The sequence below is a fragment of the Archangium lansingense genome, assembly GCF_026626635.1.
Taxonomy (GTDB): domain Bacteria; phylum Myxococcota; class Myxococcia; order Myxococcales; family Myxococcaceae; genus Archangium; species Archangium lansingense.
The window spans coordinates 6,164,917-6,183,599 of sequence record NZ_JAPNKA010000001.1; the positions used below are offsets into that span (position 1 = coordinate 6,164,917).

The following is an 18,683-nucleotide window of genomic DNA, read 5'->3' on the forward strand; positions in this document are numbered from 1 at the left end:
GGCTGCCCAGGCCCATCACCTGGGGACCCATTCCGCATGAAAGCCTTCGTCCCCCTGCTCGCCGCCGCCGCTGCCGCCACCTCGCTGGCCTTTGCCCAGGCGCCGCTTACCGAGGAGCCCTCCGCTGCTCCCCAGGCACTCACGGGCAATGCCCCGTCCGAGGCCCAACTCTCCCCACCTCCCGACGCGGAGAAGGTCCTCGTGCCCCCCGGGTACGTGGAGGTGCTCAACCCGGCGTTCCCGGATCCGCCCCCGCCGGCGCCCGTCCAGCCCAAGATCTTCAAGGGCCGTGCCTACGGTCTGGACGACCTGTCGCCGTACTTCGGCGAGGGCAAGCTCAAGGAGGCCAAGCAGGCCTTCGACAAGGGCTTCTACGTCCGCGCCCGCGAGTTGCTGGAGAAAGAGGGCAACTCGCTGCCTGTACGCTACCTGCGCGCCCTGAGCGCGGTGCGTGCCGGGGATGACAAGCGCGCCGCCGAGGAGATGGCCGCCCTGGCCGAGAACTACCCCGCGCTGCGCGATCGCTGCCTCACCCATGCCGGCGTGGCGCTCGAGTCGCTCGGGCGCTTCAACGATGCGGCCGTGCTGCTCGCCCAGGTGCCAGACAGCTCCCGGCTGTACGCCGATGCCCGCCTGGCGCTCGGCCGCGTCCTGCGCAAGGCCAAGGACACCGACGCCGCGGTCTCCGCGCTCGCCCCCCTGTCCAGCCGCTCCTCGCCTTCCTGGGGCCGCAATGTCGCCGCCGAGGCCCTCATGGCCAGCGCCGACATCGCCGCGCAGAAGAAGGACAAGGCACGTGAGCGCGAGTTCCTCTGGCGCCTGTGGGCCAACCATCCGCTCACGCCCCTGGCGCAGCAGGCCGAGAAGCGCCTCAAGGGCCAGCAGGCGCCCGTGGAGATAAAGGTGGCGCGCGCCGAGCAGCTCATCGAGCTGCACCGCAACAAGCAGGGCCTCGACGTGCTCGAGCCGTTGCTGCCGAAGCTGAAGCTGCCGGATGCGCTCGCCTGCCGTGCTCACTTCGCCTTCGGCAAGGGCATGCGCAAGGAGCGCCAGCACACCCGCGCCATCGCCACGCTCACCCCCGTGGTGGACAAGTGCCAGGATCGCGATCTGCTGCCGCGTGCCATGTACGTGCTCGGCTCCTCGCGCTCCATCGTGGACCAGGTGAAGGGCCCCGAGACGTACGAGCGGCTCGCCCGCGAGTACCCGGATCACTCCTTCGCCGACGACGCGCTCTTCTACGCCGCGGACCTCTATGTGAAGACGGGCCGCCTGGAGCTGGCCTCGCAGCGGCTCAAGGAGCTGGTGAAGCTCTATCCCCAGGGCGACTTCCTCGGCGAGGCGCTCTTCAAGGACTTCTGGATCTCCCGCACGCTGAAGACCGCGGACGCCGGGCTGCCCATGCTGCAGGAGATCGAGAAGCGCTTCGCCGATGCGGACGAGACGTACGACCTGGAGCGCGCGCAGTACTGGCGGGCGCGCACCCTGCAGGACAAGGGGGACAAGAAGGCCGCCGCGGACCTCTTCGAGATGCTCGCGGTGGAGCATCCGGCCACCTATTACGGGCTGATGGCCCGCACGGTGCTCGGCGAGCTGGAGCCGGCGCGGATGGAGCGCGTGACGGCGTCGATCGACTTCACCCAGCAGGAGCGCCGCGGTCCCTGGCCGCTGCACGCGGGGGCGATGGAGAAGGATCCACACTTCACCGCCGCGGTGGAGCTGCTGCGCCTGGGCTTCCCCGAGGCCGTCTCTTCGGAGCTGCTCGCCGTCAACCGCACGAATCTGCCGTCGGAGAACGTCCGGCTGCTGGTCCAGCTCCTGTCGCTGTCCGGTGACGAGCGCGCGGCCCATGCGGTGGCCCGAGTGGCCCTGCGCCGCGACCTGAGCGGCCGCATTACTCCGGAGACGCGGCCGGTGTGGGAGGTGGCTTACCCCAACGCCTTCCGTGAGCTCATCGAGAAGCACACCGCCGCGGCCGGCGTGGAGCCGGATCTGCTCCAGGCGCTGATGCGCGAGGAGAGCGCGTTGGATCCGAAGGCGCTCTCGTGGGCGGGCGCGCTGGGCCTCACCCAGCTCATGCCTTCCACGGCGCAGGCGGTAGCGCGCCAGCTCAAGCTCAAGCGGGTGACGACCCAGGCGCTGTTGGACCCGGAGCTCAACATCCGGCTGGGCGCGCACTACCTGGGCTCGCTCATCAAGCGCTTCTCCGGGCACACCCCGTACGCGGTGGGCAGCTACAACGCCGGTCCCAACGCCATCAACCGGTGGCGCGAGGATCGTCCGGGCGTGCCGCTGGACGCGTGGGTGGAGGAAGTGCCCATCGCGGAGACCCGTGGCTACATCAAGCGGGTGCTGCGCTCCTACAACACCTACCAGCTGCTCTACGGGCGGCCGGCCAAGGTGTCGGGCGTCCAGGCCGCCAGCCGGTAGCGTGAACTCCGTGTGAAGGGCAGGGGAGTGGGGTGGCGCGAGCGCCCCCGCTCCCTTACAATTCCGGTTGTGGGTGCACCCTCGACCGAGAACGGGGGGAAGAACGCTCTGCTGCGAGCGCTCCCCTCCATTGAGCAGCTCCTGCGCCGGCCCTCCCTCGAGGAGCGGCTGGCGGCGATTCCACGTCCTCGAGCCGTGGCGGCCTTGCGGCTGGCGGTGGCGCGCGTACGCGAGCGGTTATTGCGTGGCGAGGCCCGTCCCTTCGAGGACTCGGACGTGGACGAGGCGCTGCGCCTCCTGGCCACGCCCAACCTGCGGCCCGTGATCAACGCCACCGGCGTGGTGCTGCATACCAACCTGGGGCGAGCCCCGCTGGCCTTGGAGGCCTTGGCCCGTGTGGCCGAGGTGGCACGCGGCTACTGCAACCTCGAGTACGACCTGGACGAGGGCGAGCGCGGCAGCCGCTATGATCCCGTCGTCGAGCTGCTCACCCAGCTCACCGGTGCCGAGGACGCCCTGGTGGTGAACAACTGCGCGGGTGCGGCGCTGCTGGTGCTCGCCACGCTGGCGGCGGGCCATGAGGCCATTGTCTCGCGCGGGGAGCTGGTGGAGATCGGCGGCGGCTTCCGGGTGCCGGACGTGATGAAGCAGTCTGGGGCGCGCCTGGTGGAGGTGGGCACCACCAACCGTACCCGGCGCTCGGACTACGAAGCGGCGCTCACTCCGGACACCGGGGTGTTGATGAAGGTGCACCGCTCCAACTTCGCGGTGGTGGGCTTCACCGAGGAGGTGGAGGTGAAGGAGCTGGCCGGGCTCGGCCGCGCGCGCGGGGTGCCCGTGTTCGTGGACCTGGGCTCGGGTGCGCTGGTGCCGCTCACTGGCGAGGGCCTCACCGGTGAGCCCACCGTGCCGACCACGGTGGCCGCGGGTGCCGACGTGGTGGCCTTCTCCGGGGACAAGCTGCTGGGAGGGCCGCAGGCCGGCATCATCGTGGGTCGCGCCGAGCTGATCGCCCGCATCAAGCAGCACCCCCTCACTCGGGCGTTGCGCATCGACAAGATGACGGTGGCGGCCCTGGAGGCCACGCTGGAGCTGTATCGGGACGGGCGGCCGGAGGCCGTGCCCACGTACCGAATGCTCACCTGGCCCGTCGAGGAGCTCCGCGCCCGTGCCGAGCGCTTGCACGGTCTCCTGGTGATGAAGGGAATCAAGGCCCGGGTGGCGCCGATCTCCGGGCAAGTAGGCGGGGGAGCGATGCCCCTGGCCCGGTTGCCGTCCTATGCGTGCATCCTCACCGTTGGGGAGCCAGCATCGTTCCTGGAATGTCTTCGGGGAGCGGGAGTTCCGGTGATTGGGCGGATCTCGGACGGCGAGGTGGTTATGGACGTCCGGTGCCTGGCGGAGGAGGACCTCGGGCAGGTCGCTGACGTCGTTGGTACAGCCTCACAGGGAAGGCAGCCATGTTGAACAGCGCCGTTCTTGTCCTGAACCGCAACTATCAGCCGGTGCACGTCACCTCGGTGAAGCGCGCCCTCTCGCTGCTCTACCTGGGTGTGGCCAAGGCCATCGACGCCCAGTACCGCCTCTATGAGTTCGAGGACTGGGCGGCCCTGAGCGCCAGCGCTCCGCACGACAGCATCAACACCATCGATCGGCGCATCCGCGTCCCGCGAGTGGTGGTGCTCTCCGCCTACGAATACCTCCCCAAAGGGCGGGTGCGCTTTTCGCGACTCAACATCTACGCGCGCGACCATGACACCTGCCAGTACTGCGCTCGGCAGCTACCTCGCTCGGAGCTCAACCTGGACCATGTCGTTCCGCGCTCCCAGGGCGGCAAGACGAGCTGGGAGAACGTGGTGTGCTCGTGCGTGCCCTGCAACCTCCGGAAGGGTGGGCGCACGCCAGTGCAGGCAGGCATGAAGCTCCTCAAGGTGCCCATGCGGCCTCGCTGGACGCCCTTCTTCCGCGGCGCCTCCCGCCGCATCACCTACCGCGAGTGGTTGCCGTTCCTGAATCTCGCGGATGCCTCGTACTGGAACGTCGAGCTGCTCGACGACTGATGTCTCCGCCTCGGCGTTGGAGTTTTCCAGGCGGATTGTAGCGAGCGGCCCGCGGTGGTCGCTGCCTGCTTCGAGGGGTCTCCCATTGAGGCGCGGGTTCTGCCCGCGCGTCGGCTTTCCGGGAGACATCTATGCAGGGAAATCGCTGGCTGGTGCTGGGCGCGCTCGCACTGGTCATGAGCATCGCGGGCTGTGACTGTGGCGGCAATCCGGATCCCACCGGTGACGCTGGCGTCACGGACGACGGCGGATCCAATAACAATGAGGATGGTGGGGGCGGCACCTCGGATGGTGGCGACGGTGGCGAGACCCTCCCGGACGGTGGGTCGTCGGAGTGTCTGGCCACGGGCGCTGCCTGCAGCCGCGATTCGGGTGGCGCGTGCTGTACCGGCGTGTGCGGTGTGGACGGCCGTTGTCCGGAGCCCGATACGCTTTGCCGGAGCCCCGGCGAGGCCTGCACCTCTGGCGTCCAGTGCTGCACCAACGTGTGCGGAAGCGACGGCAAGTGCGGCGATAACCTGTGCCGCGACATTGGTGGCTCCTGCACCGGCCCTGAGCAGTGCTGCACCAAGACGTGCACCAATGGCACGTGTGCCCAGATTCCGAGCGACACCTCCTCCATGTGCAAGGTGGTGGGTCAGGCCTGCGGGGTGGACGGGGACTGCTGCTCCACCAACTGTCAGGCCGGCATCTGCGCTCGCGCCTACTCCTGCCAGGCCTACGGCGACGTTTGCACCAGCAACGCGGAGTGCTGCGGCAACGCGTGCTCGGCCCCCGCTGGCGGCGTGGGTCGGTGCCAGCTGATCACCGGCGGTGGCGGTGGCGGCTGCATCCAGGACGGCAATCCGTGCAGCAGCGGCTCCGGCTGCTGCTCGCGCACGTGCGTGGACCTCGGCTACGGCGCCACGGTCTGCCAGCCGGTGGGAGGCTGCAAGCTCACCGGAAACTTCTGCACCCAGGACAGTGACTGCTGCGGCGGCGGCAAGTACCCCGATGGCGGCGTGATCAACCCCAACGGTAGCGTGAAGTGTGTGGGTGGCCGCTGCGACAACGGGCAGTCGTGCAACGGCGTGGGAAATATCTGCGGTGCTGGCACCTTGCCGGACGGTGGCTCCGTCGACATCAACGCGTCCCAGAACTGCTGCGATGGCAAGAAGGCCGTGTGCAACGTGGACTCGTCTGGCGTGCCGCGGTGCTTCGGCGGCGGCGGTCTGGGGGGCTCGTGCCCCAGTGGCTACACCGGTGAGGCCGGCTGCTGCATCGCGGCGAACAACACCTGCCAGTTCTCAGAGCAGTGCTGCGATGGCGCTCTCTGCCTCCCGGCGAATGATGGGACCGGCCGGCTGTCCTGCCAGACGCCGACCTGCGCTCCGGTGGGCACGCCCTGCGACCAGGGAGGCGTGACGTGCTGCGCGGGCACCCAGTGCCTGCCCAGCTCCGAGCTGACCAAGGCCTGCCAGGTGCCCTACACCCCGCCTCCCACGGATGGTGGAACGCCTCCCACGGATGGTGGAACCGATGGGGGCACGGGCGGGGTCTGCCAGGCCAACGGCACCTCGTGCACCACCGGCACCCAGTGCTGCTCGAGCATCTGCTCGGCTGGAAAGTGCGAGGCGCCTGCGGCCTGCCAGCCCCAGAACGGGGCGTGCACCTCGGGTTCGGACTGCTGCTCCGGCTTGTCCTGCCAGGTACCCCAGGGGAGCACCACCGGCACCTGCCAGCCGGGAGCCACCTGCTCGTCCAGCGGCCAGGCGTGCTCGCCCACCAGTCCGTGCTGCACCGGCCTCTCCTGCCGCACCTCGACGGGACTGGCGTGTGACGGGACTTCGGCCTGCGTCTGCCGGATCCCCATCAACTAATTGGCCAGGGAGTCGACGCGGAGCGCGGGACAGGTTTTGATACGGGTGCTTTGAGTCCCCCCAGTCCCTCCTCCGCGTCGCAGCCCGCCCGTTCGTCCCCGCCCGCCCAGACCGCGGGCGCGGCCGTGCGCACGGACCCCGAGTCTCCGGGGGTCGTCGCACGCAACCGCCCCCACCGCATCATCGCGGTGGGCGGCGGCAAGGGCGGTATCGGCAAGTCGCTCGTCTCCGCCAACCTCGGCGTGGCGCTGGCTCTCAGAGGCCAACGTGTGCTGCTGGTGGACGCGGACCTGGGTGGCGCCAACCTCCACACGTGTTTGGGCGTCGCTCAGCCCACGGCCACCCTGTCGGACTTCATGCTGCGCCCCAAGGCGCGCCTGGAGGACGTCATCGTTCCCACCGGCGTGGCCAACCTGTCGCTGATCGCCGGCGCGTTGGACGTGCTGGACGCCGCCAACATCAAGTACGCCCAGAAGCAGCGGCTGCTGCGCAGCCTGCAGACCCAGTCGGTGGACTACCTCATCATCGACCTGGGGGCCGGCTCCAGCTTCAACACGCTCGACTTCTTCATCATCGCTGACCACGGTGTGCTGGTGCTGCTTCCCGAGCCCACCTCGGTGGAGAACGCCTACCGCTTCATCAAAGCCGCCTTCTACCGGCGGCTTCAGCAGGTGGAGTCGCAGTACGGCATCGAGCGCCTGGTAGAGAAGGCCCTCTCTACCCGAGAGGGCGCCGTGCGCACGCCCCATCAGATCATCCAACACGTGCGGCAGCAGAACGCCGCGCTCGCCGAGCGTCTCGAAAAGGAGCTGGCCGCCTTCCGCGTGAAGCTGGTGCTCAACCAGGCGCGCTCCGAGGGAGACCTGAACGTTGGAGCTGCGGTGGTCTCCGCGTGGAAGAAGTTCTTCGGCCTGGAGATGGATGACCTGGGGGCCATCCGCTACGACGACGAGGCTTGGCGTGCGGTACGCAAGCGCCGGCCCATCGTCCTGGAGAAGCCCGAGTCTCCTGCCGCCATCGGTATCCAGAGCATCGCCGATCGCCTGCTGGCGCTCGACGGAGTGACGGGGTGACGTCCGCCATGAAGCACTTCGAGCAACAGTCCTATTACGAGCTCCTGGAGGTGCCAGTCACCGCCTCGGAAGATCAGATCCTCGACGCCTACGCGCGTGCGATGGAGACGTACTCGCCTGACTCCATCGCCGTGTACACGCTGGCGGATCCAGAGCAGCTCGAGGCCCTGCGTGCGGGGCTCACCCAGGCCATGGAGGTGCTCTGCGCGCTGGAGCAGCGCCTCGAGTACGACCGGAAGATTGGCGTCACGCGCTCGCCCGAGGAGCTGGCCCGTCTGCGTGAGGAGTCCCTCAAGCGCGCGGCCGAGGTTCCCGCCGGAGATGTGCCCGCCAACGGGGCAGGGGGGCCGCCGGTCATGCAGGCCGCCGCCGAGGTGGCGCCCGTGGCAGAGGTGGCGCCTGCGGCCGAGGTGCAGCCGGAAGTCCAGGCCCAGCCCTCCGCCGAAGAGGCGAAGCCCGCGGTCGAGGCGGCGTCTGCGGCTGAGGTGACGCCGGAGGTTCAGGCCCAGCCCTCCGCCGAAGAGGAGGTGCTGGAGGCCGAAGTATTGACGGCAGAGGTGGAAGTGGTGGAGCCCGTGGCCGAGCCGGAGCAGGTGGCCGAGGCGAAGCCCACCGCACCAGAGCCGGCCTCCGTGCCGCCGGCCCCCGCCATCCCGGAGCCCCAGACCCCGGCTCCGGCTCCGGCGCTCAACGAGGCCCCCTCGAACGCGCCCGAGGCCCCATCCGCGCCCACTCCGGCCGCTGTCCCCGTGACGCCGTTGGCCGCGAGGCCGGGGGTGCTGTCCCGGTCCTTCACGCCCGCTCCTGTCGGGGGGCTCAAGCCGGCCATCCATGCCCGGCCCATGGCTCCCATGACGCGCCCCGGTTCGGCCGTGCCGCCCCCTTTGCCGCCGCGCAATGGTCTCCGGGCCCCCGTTCGCCCGGAGGCCGAGCCCCCGCGCCGTGTGGAGCCCGAGTCCGCCTCGCGCGACTCGCGCACCCGGCTCAAGACGGTGGTCGACATCCCGTCGGATGCCGAGTTCAATGGAGAGCTGCTGCGCCAGGTCCGCGAGGGCCGGAGCCTGTCGCTGCAGATGCTCGCGGACCGGACGCGCATCTCGTCCCGGCACGTGGAGAACATCGAGGCGGACCGCTACGACAACCTGCCCGCGTCCGTCTATCTGCGCGGTATGTTGATCAGCATTGCTCGCGAGCTGGGTTTGGATCCGCTCCGGGTGGCGAGGAGCTACATGGGGCTCGTCGCATCCGGTGAGAAAAAGCACCGCTGAGCCCCCTTGGGCCGCTCTGGCGTCCCCGAGGTGTCTGCTGGTTGTCAGCGAAGTTGACACCCTGGGGGGGGCTGCTTAGAAAGGTCCAGGATGACTGAAGAAGAAAAGATCAAGGCCATGCGGCTGGCCCGCGCGATTGCCTCGGATATCTCGCTCTACAACGAGCAGAAGATCATCAAGGGCATCGAGCAGGACAACCTCTTCGAGGTCCTCAAGGAGGAACTGGAGGAGGGCCGGGAGCTCTACAAGAGCCGTGTCAGCCAGGAGATCTTCCAGAGGATGAATTTCTTCGAGCGGGCCATCAACGACATCGTCCTGCGCTCCAAGGCGCACGTGAAGTCGAAGATTTGGTAGCCCCCGGCGCGCGAGAGCACCGAGCCCCGCCCGAAGCCCGTGGCGAGCGGCTGGATCAGTTCCTCGCGCGCACGTTTCCAGATCTGACGCGTTCGCGAATCCAGGGTCTCATCGAGGCCGGGCACGCTCAGGTCGATGGCAAGGCCGCCAAGGTCGCTCTGCGTCTTCGGGGCGGCGAGCTGCTCTCCCTCCAGATTCCCGCTCCCGTGGCAGCGGTGCCGGTAGCCGAGGAGCTGCCGCTCGCGGTGCTGCACGAGGACCGGGATCTCGTCGTGGTGGACAAGGCGGCGGGAATGGTGGTGCACCCAGGAGCAGGCCATGCCTCGGGGACGCTGGTCAACGCGCTGCTGCACCGGGTGAAGGATCTGGCCGGGGTGGGCGGCGAGCTGCGCCCGGGCATCGTCCACCGGTTGGACAAGGACACCACGGGTTGCCTGGTGGTGGCCAAGCACGAGACGGCCCTGGTGGCGCTGCAGAAGGCCTTCAAGACGCGGGTAGTGGAGAAGACGTACCTGGCGCTGGTGCACGGGACGCCCAAGGCCGCCGAGGCGCGCATCGAGACGCTCTACGGCCGCCACCCGGTGCACCGCCAGCGCTTCACCGGCAAGGTGAAGGAGGGCAAGCCCGCCGTCACTGTCTACCGGGTGCGCGAGGCCTTCGAGGACGCCGCGTTGGTGGAGGTGGATCTGCTCACTGGCCGCACGCATCAGATTCGCGCGCACCTGGCGGAGGCGGGCCACCCGCTGCTGTGTGACAGCATGTACGGCGCGGGCCGCAAGGCGAAGGGAAGGGCGGCGGAGGCGCAGGAGGCGTTGGGCCGCCAGGCGCTGCATGCGTGGAAGCTGTCCTTCCCGCACCCGCGTACGGGCAAGGTGCTGCACGTAGAGGCGCCGCTGCCCGCGGACTTCACCGCCGCGCTGAAGCTGCTGCGTGCGAGTGGTGCTCCCACGCCCCGGAAAGGGAAGAAGTAGTCCGGGGCGAGGGTTGTCCTGGACGCGAGAGGTGAGGCGGGGTTATGCCTCACCCTGTCTGGTGGGCTCATTGGGGAGCGCGCTGGACCCGGACGAGGTGCGCCGTACCCGGTCACGACAAGACGACGCCTGAGAAGGAGTGTGCGTCATGGCGTGGGTCATGCTCGTCGTCGCTGGTCTGCTCGAAATCTGCTGGGCCATTGGGCTCAAGTACACCGAAGGCTTCTCCCGTCCCATCCCCACCGTGCTGACGGTCGCGGCCATCATCGCCAGCATGGTGCTGCTCTCGCTGGCGGCGAAGAGCCTGCCCATCGGCACCGCCTACGCCATCTGGGTGGGCATCGGTGCCCTGGGGGCGGCGGTGCTGGGCATCTTCCTGTTCCGCGAGCCCATCACCCCCGCGCGCGTCTTCTTCCTGGCGATGCTGCTGACGTCCATCATCGGCTTGAAGCTCACGAGCGGCGGGGAGCACTGACTCCCGAGGCGCGGGAGGTGTGACTACACGCCTCCCAGCGTCATCGTCTGCTGGCGGCGGCTCAGCACCTTCACCGGCTGGATCGCCATCACCCGCATGAAGACCTGGAGCAGCTCCGGGTCGAACTTGTTGCGCATCTCCGTCCACATCAGCATCAGCGCCACCTCGGGGCCGTAGGCATCGCGGTACGGCCGCCTCGACGTCAGTGCGTCGTAGGCGTCGCAGATGGCGAGGATCTTCGCGTACACCCCGAGGCTCGTCTTCGGGATGATCATCTCGATGTTGCCTCGGCCGTCCCGGACTGCCGTGCCGAAGTCCGCCTTGTGCTCGAACGTCGTCACCACGCGCAGCAGCGTCGAGCGCGTGAAGCCCTTCTCCATCAGGATGTTGCGGATGGAGATGAGCGGCGCCTTCTTGATGAGCGCCTTCTCCTCGCTGCTCAGCGCGCCCTTCTTGGTGGACAGCTCCTCCGGCAGCGTCACCATGCCCGCATCGTGGAAGAGCGCGGTGTAGCCGAGGTCTCTCAGCTGTGCCTTGGTCAGCCCTAGCTCCATGCCGAACACGATGCTCATCAGGCACACATTCACCTGGTGGTACACGAGGTAGTCCACCTCGCTCTTCTTGAGCGTGGTCATCCCCAGGAAGTGCGTCTTCTGCTCGTAGGAGACGTCCACGAAGTCCTGGACGATCCGCAGCGCCTTGGCCGTGTTCAGCGGCTTGCCGGCCTGCACGGACTCCAGGTACTTCGACAGGAAGAACACCGCGCGCGAGTAGACCGTCATCGCGTACTTCTTGCGATCCACCTTCTGGTCGTCCGGGTTGGCCAGCTCGTCCCGGTTGAGCTTCTCCTTCAGCTTGGAGAAGCGGGTGACCTTCATGTTGAGCAGCTTGCGGCCCGCCAGCCCCTCCTCCTCCGCCGCCGCCGCCTGGTCCTTGCTGAAGATCCAGATGAAGTTCTTCAGGTCCGGCACCGTGACGGGCTTGTTGAGCGAGATGCCGCCCACGTCCTTGGCCCGCATCTCCCCCAGCAGGTAGCGCTGGTTGTCGATGGAGTTCAGGTCCACCTTCACCAGCATGTTGTTGAGGTAGAAGGAGTCCTTGACGCCCACCAGCTCCAGCCGGCCTTCCTTGGAGATGATCTGGTTGACGATGTCCTGGAGCTGCAGCAGCGGCTTCTCGAAGACCGCGTTCTCCGGGTCGTACATCTTCACCGAGCGGATCAGCATGTACAGGCCCGACACCAGGCCGCGCGCCAGGGTCTGCAGCTTCTCCGAGTAGCCGCGGCCAAACTCGCCGACGTTCTCTTCCTGGCCCTGGGTGACCTTCAGGTTGTCCAGCATGGCTCTCAGGCCTCCTCGGTGTTGGACGTCTCGCCGAACAGCGTCTTCTTCGTCTGGTACATGGCCTTGCGCGCGGCGTTGAGCACTTCGATGGGCTGGCTCTTGTCCTCCACCACGCCCTGCAAGGCCTTGTACGAGGGGATGCAGCACGCGCCCGCCAGCCCAGCAACGGCCAGCAGCTTGTCCTCCATCACCTTCTTCTTATTGAGCAGCGTGGGCTTCACCGCGATGATCTGCAGCAGCATCGAGATGGCCCCGGGCAGCCCCGTGGCGCCCAGCGCCGTGTAGATGGCCGTGCGCTCCTCGATGCTCTTCTTCTCGAAGTTGGCATCCTTCATCAGCCGCACCAGGTCCACGTAGGCCTTGTCCCGATCGAACTCGGGCAGCAGCCGGGCCGCCAGCATGCGCACCTGGGCGGCAGGATCATTGACCGCATCGAGGATGAGCTTGCGCGCCTCGGCGGTGCGGCCTCGGGCGATGATGTTCATCACCTCCAGCTTCACCGCGAGGTTCTTGTTGAGCATCACCAGGCCGAACATCTTCACCCGGTCCGGATGGTTGCTCTTCTCCAGGATGTAGACCATGTCGCGCACGGTCTGCGGCCGCTCGGACTCCAGCCGCTGCACGAAGGGCTGCGGGTTCTCCTGCGCGAAGCGCGCCAAGGCGTCGCACAGCAGCAGGCGGTTCTCCGGCAGCTCAATCGTCTCCAGCGCGTTGAGCAGCGAGAACACGGTGGTGTTGTCCAACGCCTGGAGGTAGCGGGTGATGTCCACCGGGTGCTTCGGGCGTGTCGTCTTGAGCATCTCCGCCAGACGCATCACCCGCTGCTCCTCGCCCATCTTCAGGATGAAGTGGGACAGCAGCGAGCCGATGCTGCCGCGGGGCTCGCGCTGCGCCAGGGAGCGGAGCTTGAGGACCATCTGGTTGAGGGTGCCGTAGTCGTCCTGGATGAGCATGGCATCCAGGAGCTGGACGAAGACCTCCTCCAGCAGCGCCGAGTCGTCCACGCCGCCTTCGATCACCTGGAAGATGGCGCTCACCAGCTTGGGGAAGAGTCGGGAGCTCTCCTCCTCGGTGATTTCCCGCTGGAGCCGGGCCTTGAGATCGTCCGAGGCGTAGTTGCCGGCCACCACCAGGCCGCGCATCTGCTCCACGCCTTCCAGCTTGGAGTCCAGGTCCTCCGCGCTCACGCGGGCGAAGCGCAGGTAGTCGTCCGAGTTCGTCTTGAGGCGCGAGTAGAGGTAGCCGACCACCTTGTCGACCTCGACCTCGACCTCCGCCTCGGAGACCTCGTCCATCTTGAAGCCTTCGACGACCACGTACTCGACGTGCTCCAGGCCCGCTCTCCAGAGCTGGGCGAGCACGTCCTCGGCGCCGCGCTCGGGCTCGGACAGGGCGACGAGCGTGAACGTCACCAGCTCCGCGACCGTGAGGCCCGGCCGGAAGATGAGCTGCCGGATGCCGTCCCGGAAGAACTTGTAGGGCAGCGGCGTGTCCTCGGAGAAGGTTGGCTCGCCGTGCAGCATGAAGTTCTGCTGCTCCACCTTGAGGGACAGCGGGCCGTGCTTCTCCGTGTACGCGGCGAGGGCCTCGGTGGCCCGGGTGAGGAACTCGGGGAACCGGGCCTCGTTGTGCCGGTACATGCCGATCTGCTTGATGCCTTTGAGCAGATGGAAGGTGAAGTTGCGGGCTGCCTCCAGCTTCTCCAGGACGGCGGGGTCCGTCGCGGGGGCCTGGGCGGCGCTACTGGCGGTCTGTGCCTGGGGGGCCATGACGTCCTTGGATGGGCGAGCGGGGGCGGGGGAGAGTTCAGTGTACCCCGTTTCTTCCCGTTTCGCCTCACGGGAAACGTCAGGAACCCGAGGGGTTTTGCCGACTCTGGGCCCGAAGGGGTTACTCCGCGTGTAGGGTCTGTGCACCCTTCCTCTCTCAGGGTGGAGGGGCCATGGCGGGGCGCGCTTTGAGGGGATTCCGCAGTGTGGGAGCGTCTACCCATTGGCTCCCGGACGGGAGTGGGAGAGAGATGCGGATGGTGTGCAGGAGGGACGAGCCGTGACAACCGCCGGAAACATCATGCGGAGCAGGGCTCTGCTGACGAGCGAGAGCTTGCGGTACACCCCGGGAAGCGTGCTGGGCCACCGCATCGTCTCGCTGCGAGGAGACGGTTTCATCGGGGTGGCGGCCGCGACGAGCGCCTCCGAGTACGTCGTCCTCCTGCTCCCGGGGGTCACGCTGCTGCGCGAGCGCAAACCGGACACCAGCGTAGGGGAGGCCGTGTTCTGCGAGGCCCAGGTCCAGCGCAGCACGCTGGTGCTCACCATCAACGTCGCATGGCGCGAGTCCCCGGCCACGCCTCAGCAGTGGCGCGACACCTTCGCGGAGGACCTGGAGATCGAGAGGAAGTCGGCCGCGTTCCGCGAGAAGCTGGAGTTCGTGGACGTGCCCGAGGCGTTCAGGGACCTGCCCGACCGTGTCGTCCGCCGCTATGCACCGAGATCGAACCTGTTGCGGCTGTTCCAGGACGTCTGGCTGGGGGCGTCCCGCATCAACTTCGAGATCATGGCCTCCGTCGACAGGCCGGAGGACACGGCCCCCCGGGGGTTGGATCCGATCGTCGAGCAGGCCGAGGTCTTCGTGGACCGGGACCTCATCCACACCTGGCCGGGGCTCGAGCCCGGGTCTGTGAAGGATCCGTGAGAAGAACTACTCGTCCTCGCGCTTCCTGCCACCGCTGAGCCGTTCCAGTCCTGCCCGTCTCTCCTCCGCCAGATCGTCGGCCAGGGTGAACGGGTAGATGGCTCGGCGGTTCACGTTCTTCCAGCAGGCCGCCACGTGGTGCTTGCCGTCGATGGTAATGAAGGCGTGCCTTGGCGGGTCGGGGAGGGCGGCGAGCCAAGCCTCGGCCTGCTCACGCGTGTCGAATGTGGCTACCACTGGTGGAAGACCTTTTTCCAGCCGGTTTTCGATGAATTCGGCCACGACCGGATAGGGAGCGAAAGGCCACTCCCTGTCTTCACGAGTCGCGGATACCACGTGGTATTCATCACCAATCAACACCCTGGCCTTGTAGGGCGGAACGGTCTGGTGCTCCAACCAGGCATCGGCTTGCTCGAGCGTCTCGAACGCGGCGATCACGGGCGGAAGCGTGCTGCTTCTCCAGTAGCCCAGATAATCCTCAAGCCCCTCGTGCTGGCCAGAAGACTCGATGAAGACGAGTGCGTCACTGGCGCCCCGCAGGGTTTCCTTGTCTTCGGCGGATTGCGTCTGGGCCCGCCGTTGCTCAAGGTAATGAATCACATCGGCGAAGGCGAGTGACCGCACATGCCCTGGCTGCAGGCCCTTGCGGAAATCCTCGAAACGATAGAGCTGTCCGGTGTTGGAGAGAAACGCAACGGCGCCGCTGGCGATCTGGAGGAGTTTCCTTTCCTCAGCGGAGCGGTTGTTGCGCCGGTATTCGAGAAGCAGCAGAACCGCGTCGCCCAGAGGATTGTCGGAGCTCACTGAAACGCCTCCGCGAGGTGGGGCTCAGCGGGAACATCAGGCGACGTCAGGAGAAAAGCGGGTGCCAGTATCAGGATTCCCACGCTGCTCATGACGACGTAGAAAACCACGCCCGTGATGATGACGGCGCCACCTACGGAGAGTTCTTCCTTGTGGCGCTTCAGCCAATCGACAGCCTCGCCGGTAGCTCGAAATTCGAGAGGTTCCACAGCCTGTCGCGTGAGTCTTCTGCGGCAGTCGTTGCTCTCCTTGCGACACTCATCCGCGCAATACGCATTCAGGGCGGCTCGCGCATTCTTGTAACTGGCAATGTAGTGCTCGGCGTGTGGTGGAAGAGGGCTTCTATTGCACCTCTTCGTGCATTGATCCCACACTTCAAAGCAGGTTTCGTCAATCTGGTCGTCATCCATTGACGTACTTGTCCGCTTGAGGGAGCCGCCGATACCTACCGTTCCAAGCAGGTGCTGATACTGCTGCAGGTCAAAGTCCTCGAGCGGCTTCCAGTTGTGCGTCACCCGCCCGTCCGGCGTCCCCTGGATGACGAGTACGAATCTGCCCAGGTCGTGCGGGCCGGTGGGACCTCGGGTCGCCGTCACAGGCCTGGTCGCCGTGCAGGAGACGAGGAGAAGAGCGAGGCTCGATGCCGTGAGCTTCTGCGGGAGGGTTGTGATGCCCATGTCGTGCGCGTGTAGTACATGGGCACCATGACGTCCAAGAGAAAGGGATAAGCGCCCGTGCTTCTCCTGCTGCGTGGGCTACTTCGCGGGCCGGGCCTGAGCGGCGCTCTCGCCCCGTAGGCCCGTGAGGAGCATCAGGACGGTGAGGAGGGCGAAGAAGCCCAGGCCCCACAGGTTGGACTCCTGCAGGAAGCGCGAGAACGGTGTGTCACCGAGCATCCCCGGAATGTCGATGGCTCGCGTCCAGGCGCCGTCGCTGGCGATCTCCAGGAAGGCGATGAGCACTCCCGCGATGGCTCCGCCGGCGATGTAGCCCGAGGAGAGCAGCGTGCCAGGGGAGAACTCGGACTCGGCGGCGGAGCCCCCTCGCACCCTGTCCACCACGTAGCGCACCATGCCGCCCACGAAGATGGGAGCGGTGCTGGAGATGGGCAGGTACGCGCCCACCGCGAAGGGCAGCGAGGACACGCCGCACAGCTCCAGCATCAACGCGATGAAGACGCCCACCAGCACCAGATCCCACGGCAGCTTCTGCGTGAGGATGCCGTCGATGATGAGTGCGAAGAGCTGCGCCTTGGGCGCGGGGTAGCGGGTGAGGGGAACACCCTCGTAGCTGGTGATGCGGCCACCGATGCCCGGGTCCACCACGTAGTGGATGGCCCCTGCTTCATCCAACAGATACGTGCCGGTGGGCACTGGCGTGTCCGCTCCTCGGACGTAGCCCGTGCGCCAGGTGCGCTCGGGACCCTGTGTTACCGCCCCCAGCTCGGACAGCTTCACCGTCTGTCCCGAGGCCAGCCTCACGTCCGTGGCCGCCACCCGCTCCATCGGCTGCGCGCTCCAACTCCGCAGCTCGGTTGCTCCGCCCGGCCCCTGTGCCACCTCGAGTCCCTGTTTCCACAAGGGGCCCTTCAGCTCGGCGAGCTTCACGCCCCGCGCCGCCAGCGCCTGCTCCGACACTGCCCACGGATACGTGTGCTGCGTGCGTGTCTCGTCGCCCACCAGGCTCACCTTCTGGCCCGGATGTGTCTCGGGGATGACGGTGGTGGCGCCCCGGTTGAGTACCACCAGCACCAGCCCGATGAGGAGCGCGCTGGTGAGCACGCCTACGAACAGGGCGATCTGCTGCCGCCGCGGCGTTCCTCCCACCAGGAAGGCTGTCTTCAAGTCCTGCGCCGTGGTGCCTCCGTTGGAGGCCGCGATGCCCACGATGGCCGCCGTGGTGAGCGCCATGAATCGGTCCTCGGCGCTCGTCCAGCCCAGCATCAGGTACACCAGGCAGGTGAGCAGCAGCGTGGCCACCACCATGCCGGAGATGGGGTTGGACGAGGAGCCGATCTCTCCCGTGATTCGAGCGCTCACCGTCACGAAGAAGAAGCCACACACCACGATGAGCAGCGCGGACAGGATGTTGACCTGAAGCGGCGGCGCCAGCCAGATGGCCAGCACGAGCAGCGCGCTGCCCGCCAGCACCAAGGTGATGGGCAAATCCTGCTCGGTGCGCAGCAGCACTGGCGCTGCCTCCTTGCGCCGCGAGGCGAGGAAGGTGTCCAGCCCGCGTCGGAAGGCGTTGAGGATGGTCGGCAGCGAGCGAATGAGGCTGACGAGCCCTCCGGTGGCCACCGCGCCCGCGCCGATGTACAGCACGTATGCGTCCCGCACCGTGTCCGGATCCATGTCCCGGATGAGCTGGCCGTCCGGTCTCAGCAGTGGTTGCTCCAGCCCGCTGCCGAAGAAGGTGATGAGGGGAATCAGGATGAGGTAGCTGAGCACGCCCCCCGCGAAGGTGATGGACGCCACCTTGGGGCCAATGATGTAGCCTACGCCGAGCAGCTCCGGGCTCACCTCCATGGACACCGAGCCGCCCGCGTAGCCCACCCGCTGCGCCACCCCGGCCGCCGTCGTCTTCACCTGGCTCAGCGCCGTGCCCACCACCTCCTTGAAGAGGTGCAGGCCCGCGTAGGCGAACTTGTACAGACCTCCCACCGCGAAGCCGAGGATGACCGTGCGCGCGTTCGTTCCGCCCTCCTCACCCACCATGAGCACGTCTGCGGCGGCGGTGCCCTCGGGGTAGGTGAGCTTGCCGTGCTCGTGGACGATGAGCCCCTCGCGCAGGGGAATCATCATCAGCACTCCCAGCACGCCGCCGAGCGACGCCACCAGGAAGGCGTGCATGAGATCGATGTCGTAGCCCAGCAGCAGCAGCGCTGGTAGCGCCGCGGCTACTCCGAAGGCGAGCGACTCGCCGGCCGAGCCCACCGTCTGGACGATGGTGTTCTCCAGGATGTTGGAGCGGCCCAGCGCCCGGAAGATGGCGATGGACAGCACTGCCACCGGGATGGAGGCAGACACCGTCAGGCCCACCTTCACCGCCAGGTACACCGACGAGGCCCCGAAGACGATACCCAGCACTGAGCCCAGCGCCAGCCCTCGGAACGTCAGCTCCGGGCGCGACTCGGAGGCCGGGACATAGGGTTTGTGGGTCAGGGGCACAGTGGCCTGGGCGATGGGGACGCGATCCTCGGAGATCGGCGGTTGGCCGTGGGACAAGCGGGCGCTCCTCGCTGCGGGGAGGCGGCCCTTGTAGCAGACGTGCGAGCTCAGGGATCGCCGCTCGCCATGTATCTGCGGCCCCGAGAACACGAAAGCGCCCCCACCGCGAACAGTGGAGGCGC

Annotated in this window: 15 protein-coding genes and 1 riboswitch; of the genes, 10 read left to right on the top strand and 5 right to left on the bottom strand. The window is 67.5% G+C overall.

Annotated features, from left to right (window positions below):
* Nucleotides 1–36: 36 nt before the first annotated feature.
* The 9 genes from OV287_RS25105 (at nucleotide 37) to sugE (ending at nucleotide 10,490) form a co-directional block, all read left to right on the top strand.
* Nucleotides 37–2,430, top strand: a complete 2,394-nt coding sequence (locus tag OV287_RS25105; RefSeq protein WP_267536567.1) for a transglycosylase SLT domain-containing protein — start codon at nucleotides 37–39, stop codon at nucleotides 2,428–2,430.
* A 69-nt stretch (nucleotides 2,431–2,499) separates the two neighbouring features.
* On the top strand, nucleotides 2,500–3,897 hold the full coding sequence (gene selA, locus OV287_RS25110) for an L-seryl-tRNA(Sec) selenium transferase (RefSeq protein ID WP_267536568.1): 1,398 nt from the start codon (nucleotides 2,500–2,502) through the stop codon (nucleotides 3,895–3,897).
* Nucleotides 3,891–4,490, top strand: a complete 600-nt coding sequence (locus tag OV287_RS25115; protein WP_267536569.1) for an HNH endonuclease — start codon at nucleotides 3,891–3,893, stop codon at nucleotides 4,488–4,490. The genes selA and OV287_RS25115 overlap by 7 nt, the downstream gene beginning before the upstream one ends.
* A gap of 131 nt (nucleotides 4,491–4,621) precedes the next feature.
* Nucleotides 4,622–6,349: a hypothetical protein gene (locus OV287_RS25120; RefSeq protein ID WP_267536570.1), complete on the top strand. Its 1,728-nt coding sequence runs from the start codon at nucleotides 4,622–4,624 to the stop codon at nucleotides 6,347–6,349.
* A gap of 125 nt (nucleotides 6,350–6,474) precedes the next feature.
* Entirely contained in the window at nucleotides 6,475–7,422 is a 948-nt protein-coding gene (locus OV287_RS25125; protein ID WP_267536571.1) for a P-loop NTPase, read from the top strand.
* Nucleotides 7,419–8,690, top strand: coding sequence for a helix-turn-helix domain-containing protein (locus OV287_RS25130; protein WP_267536572.1), 1,272 nt, complete (start codon nucleotides 7,419–7,421; stop codon nucleotides 8,688–8,690). Before OV287_RS25125 ends, OV287_RS25130 begins: the two co-directional genes overlap by 4 nt.
* A 90-nt stretch (nucleotides 8,691–8,780) precedes the next feature.
* Nucleotides 8,781–9,044, top strand: a complete 264-nt coding sequence (locus OV287_RS25135; RefSeq protein ID WP_267536573.1) for a hypothetical protein — start codon at nucleotides 8,781–8,783, stop codon at nucleotides 9,042–9,044.
* Nucleotides 9,038–10,015 carry an RluA family pseudouridine synthase gene (locus tag OV287_RS25140; RefSeq protein ID WP_267536574.1) on the top strand — a complete coding sequence of 326 codons (978 nt, stop codon included), beginning with the start codon at nucleotides 9,038–9,040 and terminating at the stop codon, nucleotides 10,013–10,015. Before OV287_RS25135 ends, OV287_RS25140 begins: the two co-directional genes overlap by 7 nt.
* Before the next feature lie 71 nt (nucleotides 10,016–10,086).
* Nucleotides 10,087–10,147, top strand: a riboswitch (guanidine-III (ykkC-III) riboswitch).
* 16 nt (nucleotides 10,148–10,163) lie between these two features.
* Nucleotides 10,164–10,490, top strand: coding sequence for a quaternary ammonium compound efflux SMR transporter SugE (sugE, locus tag OV287_RS25145; protein ID WP_267536575.1), 327 nt, complete (start codon nucleotides 10,164–10,166; stop codon nucleotides 10,488–10,490).
* Nucleotides 10,491–10,513: 23 nt separating this feature from the next.
* Here sugE and OV287_RS25150 read toward each other — a convergent pair whose 3' ends face one another.
* Both OV287_RS25150 and OV287_RS25155 read right to left on the bottom strand, forming a co-directional pair.
* Nucleotides 10,514–11,830, bottom strand: a complete 1,317-nt coding sequence (locus OV287_RS25150; RefSeq protein ID WP_267536576.1) for an HD-GYP domain-containing protein — start codon at nucleotides 11,828–11,830, stop codon at nucleotides 10,514–10,516.
* Between the two features lie 5 nt (nucleotides 11,831–11,835).
* Nucleotides 11,836–13,602, bottom strand: coding sequence for a HEAT repeat domain-containing protein (locus tag OV287_RS25155; protein ID WP_267536577.1), 1,767 nt, complete (start codon nucleotides 13,600–13,602; stop codon nucleotides 11,836–11,838).
* A 280-nt stretch (nucleotides 13,603–13,882) separates the two neighbouring features.
* Between OV287_RS25155 and OV287_RS25160 the strand changes: the two genes are divergently transcribed.
* Nucleotides 13,883–14,527: a hypothetical protein gene (locus OV287_RS25160; RefSeq protein WP_267536578.1), complete on the top strand. Its 645-nt coding sequence runs from the start codon at nucleotides 13,883–13,885 to the stop codon at nucleotides 14,525–14,527.
* 6 nt (nucleotides 14,528–14,533) lie between these two features.
* Here OV287_RS25160 and OV287_RS25165 read toward each other — a convergent pair whose 3' ends face one another.
* The 3 genes from OV287_RS25165 to OV287_RS25175 all read right to left on the bottom strand — a co-directional run bounded on the left by OV287_RS25165 (nucleotide 14,534) and on the right by OV287_RS25175 (nucleotide 18,558).
* Nucleotides 14,534–15,331, bottom strand: a complete 798-nt coding sequence (locus OV287_RS25165; RefSeq protein WP_267536579.1) for a hypothetical protein — start codon at nucleotides 15,329–15,331, stop codon at nucleotides 14,534–14,536.
* Nucleotides 15,328–16,008, bottom strand: a complete 681-nt coding sequence (locus OV287_RS25170; protein WP_267536580.1) for a hypothetical protein — start codon at nucleotides 16,006–16,008, stop codon at nucleotides 15,328–15,330. Before OV287_RS25170 ends, OV287_RS25165 begins: the two co-directional genes overlap by 4 nt.
* A gap of 78 nt (nucleotides 16,009–16,086) precedes the next feature.
* Nucleotides 16,087–18,558, bottom strand: coding sequence for an OPT family oligopeptide transporter (locus OV287_RS25175; protein ID WP_267536581.1), 2,472 nt, complete (start codon nucleotides 18,556–18,558; stop codon nucleotides 16,087–16,089).
* Nucleotides 18,559–18,683: the final 125 nt, after the last annotated feature.

Coding starts and splice junctions, on each gene's coding strand:
- sugE (WP_267536575.1), top strand. CDS start 10,164: ATGGCGTGGGTCATGCTCGTCGTCGCTGGTCTGCTCGAAATCTGCTGG.
- OV287_RS25120 (WP_267536570.1), top strand. CDS start 4,622: ATGCAGGGAAATCGCTGGCTGGTGCTGGGCGCGCTCGCACTGGTCATG.
- OV287_RS25115 (WP_267536569.1), top strand. CDS start 3,891: ATGTTGAACAGCGCCGTTCTTGTCCTGAACCGCAACTATCAGCCGGTG.
- OV287_RS25135 (WP_267536573.1), top strand. CDS start 8,781: ATGACTGAAGAAGAAAAGATCAAGGCCATGCGGCTGGCCCGCGCGATT.
- OV287_RS25105 (WP_267536567.1), top strand. CDS start 37: ATGAAAGCCTTCGTCCCCCTGCTCGCCGCCGCCGCTGCCGCCACCTCG.
- OV287_RS25150 (WP_267536576.1), bottom strand. CDS start 11,830: ATGCTGGACAACCTGAAGGTCACCCAGGGCCAGGAAGAGAACGTCGGC.
- OV287_RS25155 (WP_267536577.1), bottom strand. CDS start 13,602: ATGGCCCCCCAGGCACAGACCGCCAGTAGCGCCGCCCAGGCCCCCGCG.
- OV287_RS25170 (WP_267536580.1), bottom strand. CDS start 16,008: ATGGGCATCACAACCCTCCCGCAGAAGCTCACGGCATCGAGCCTCGCT.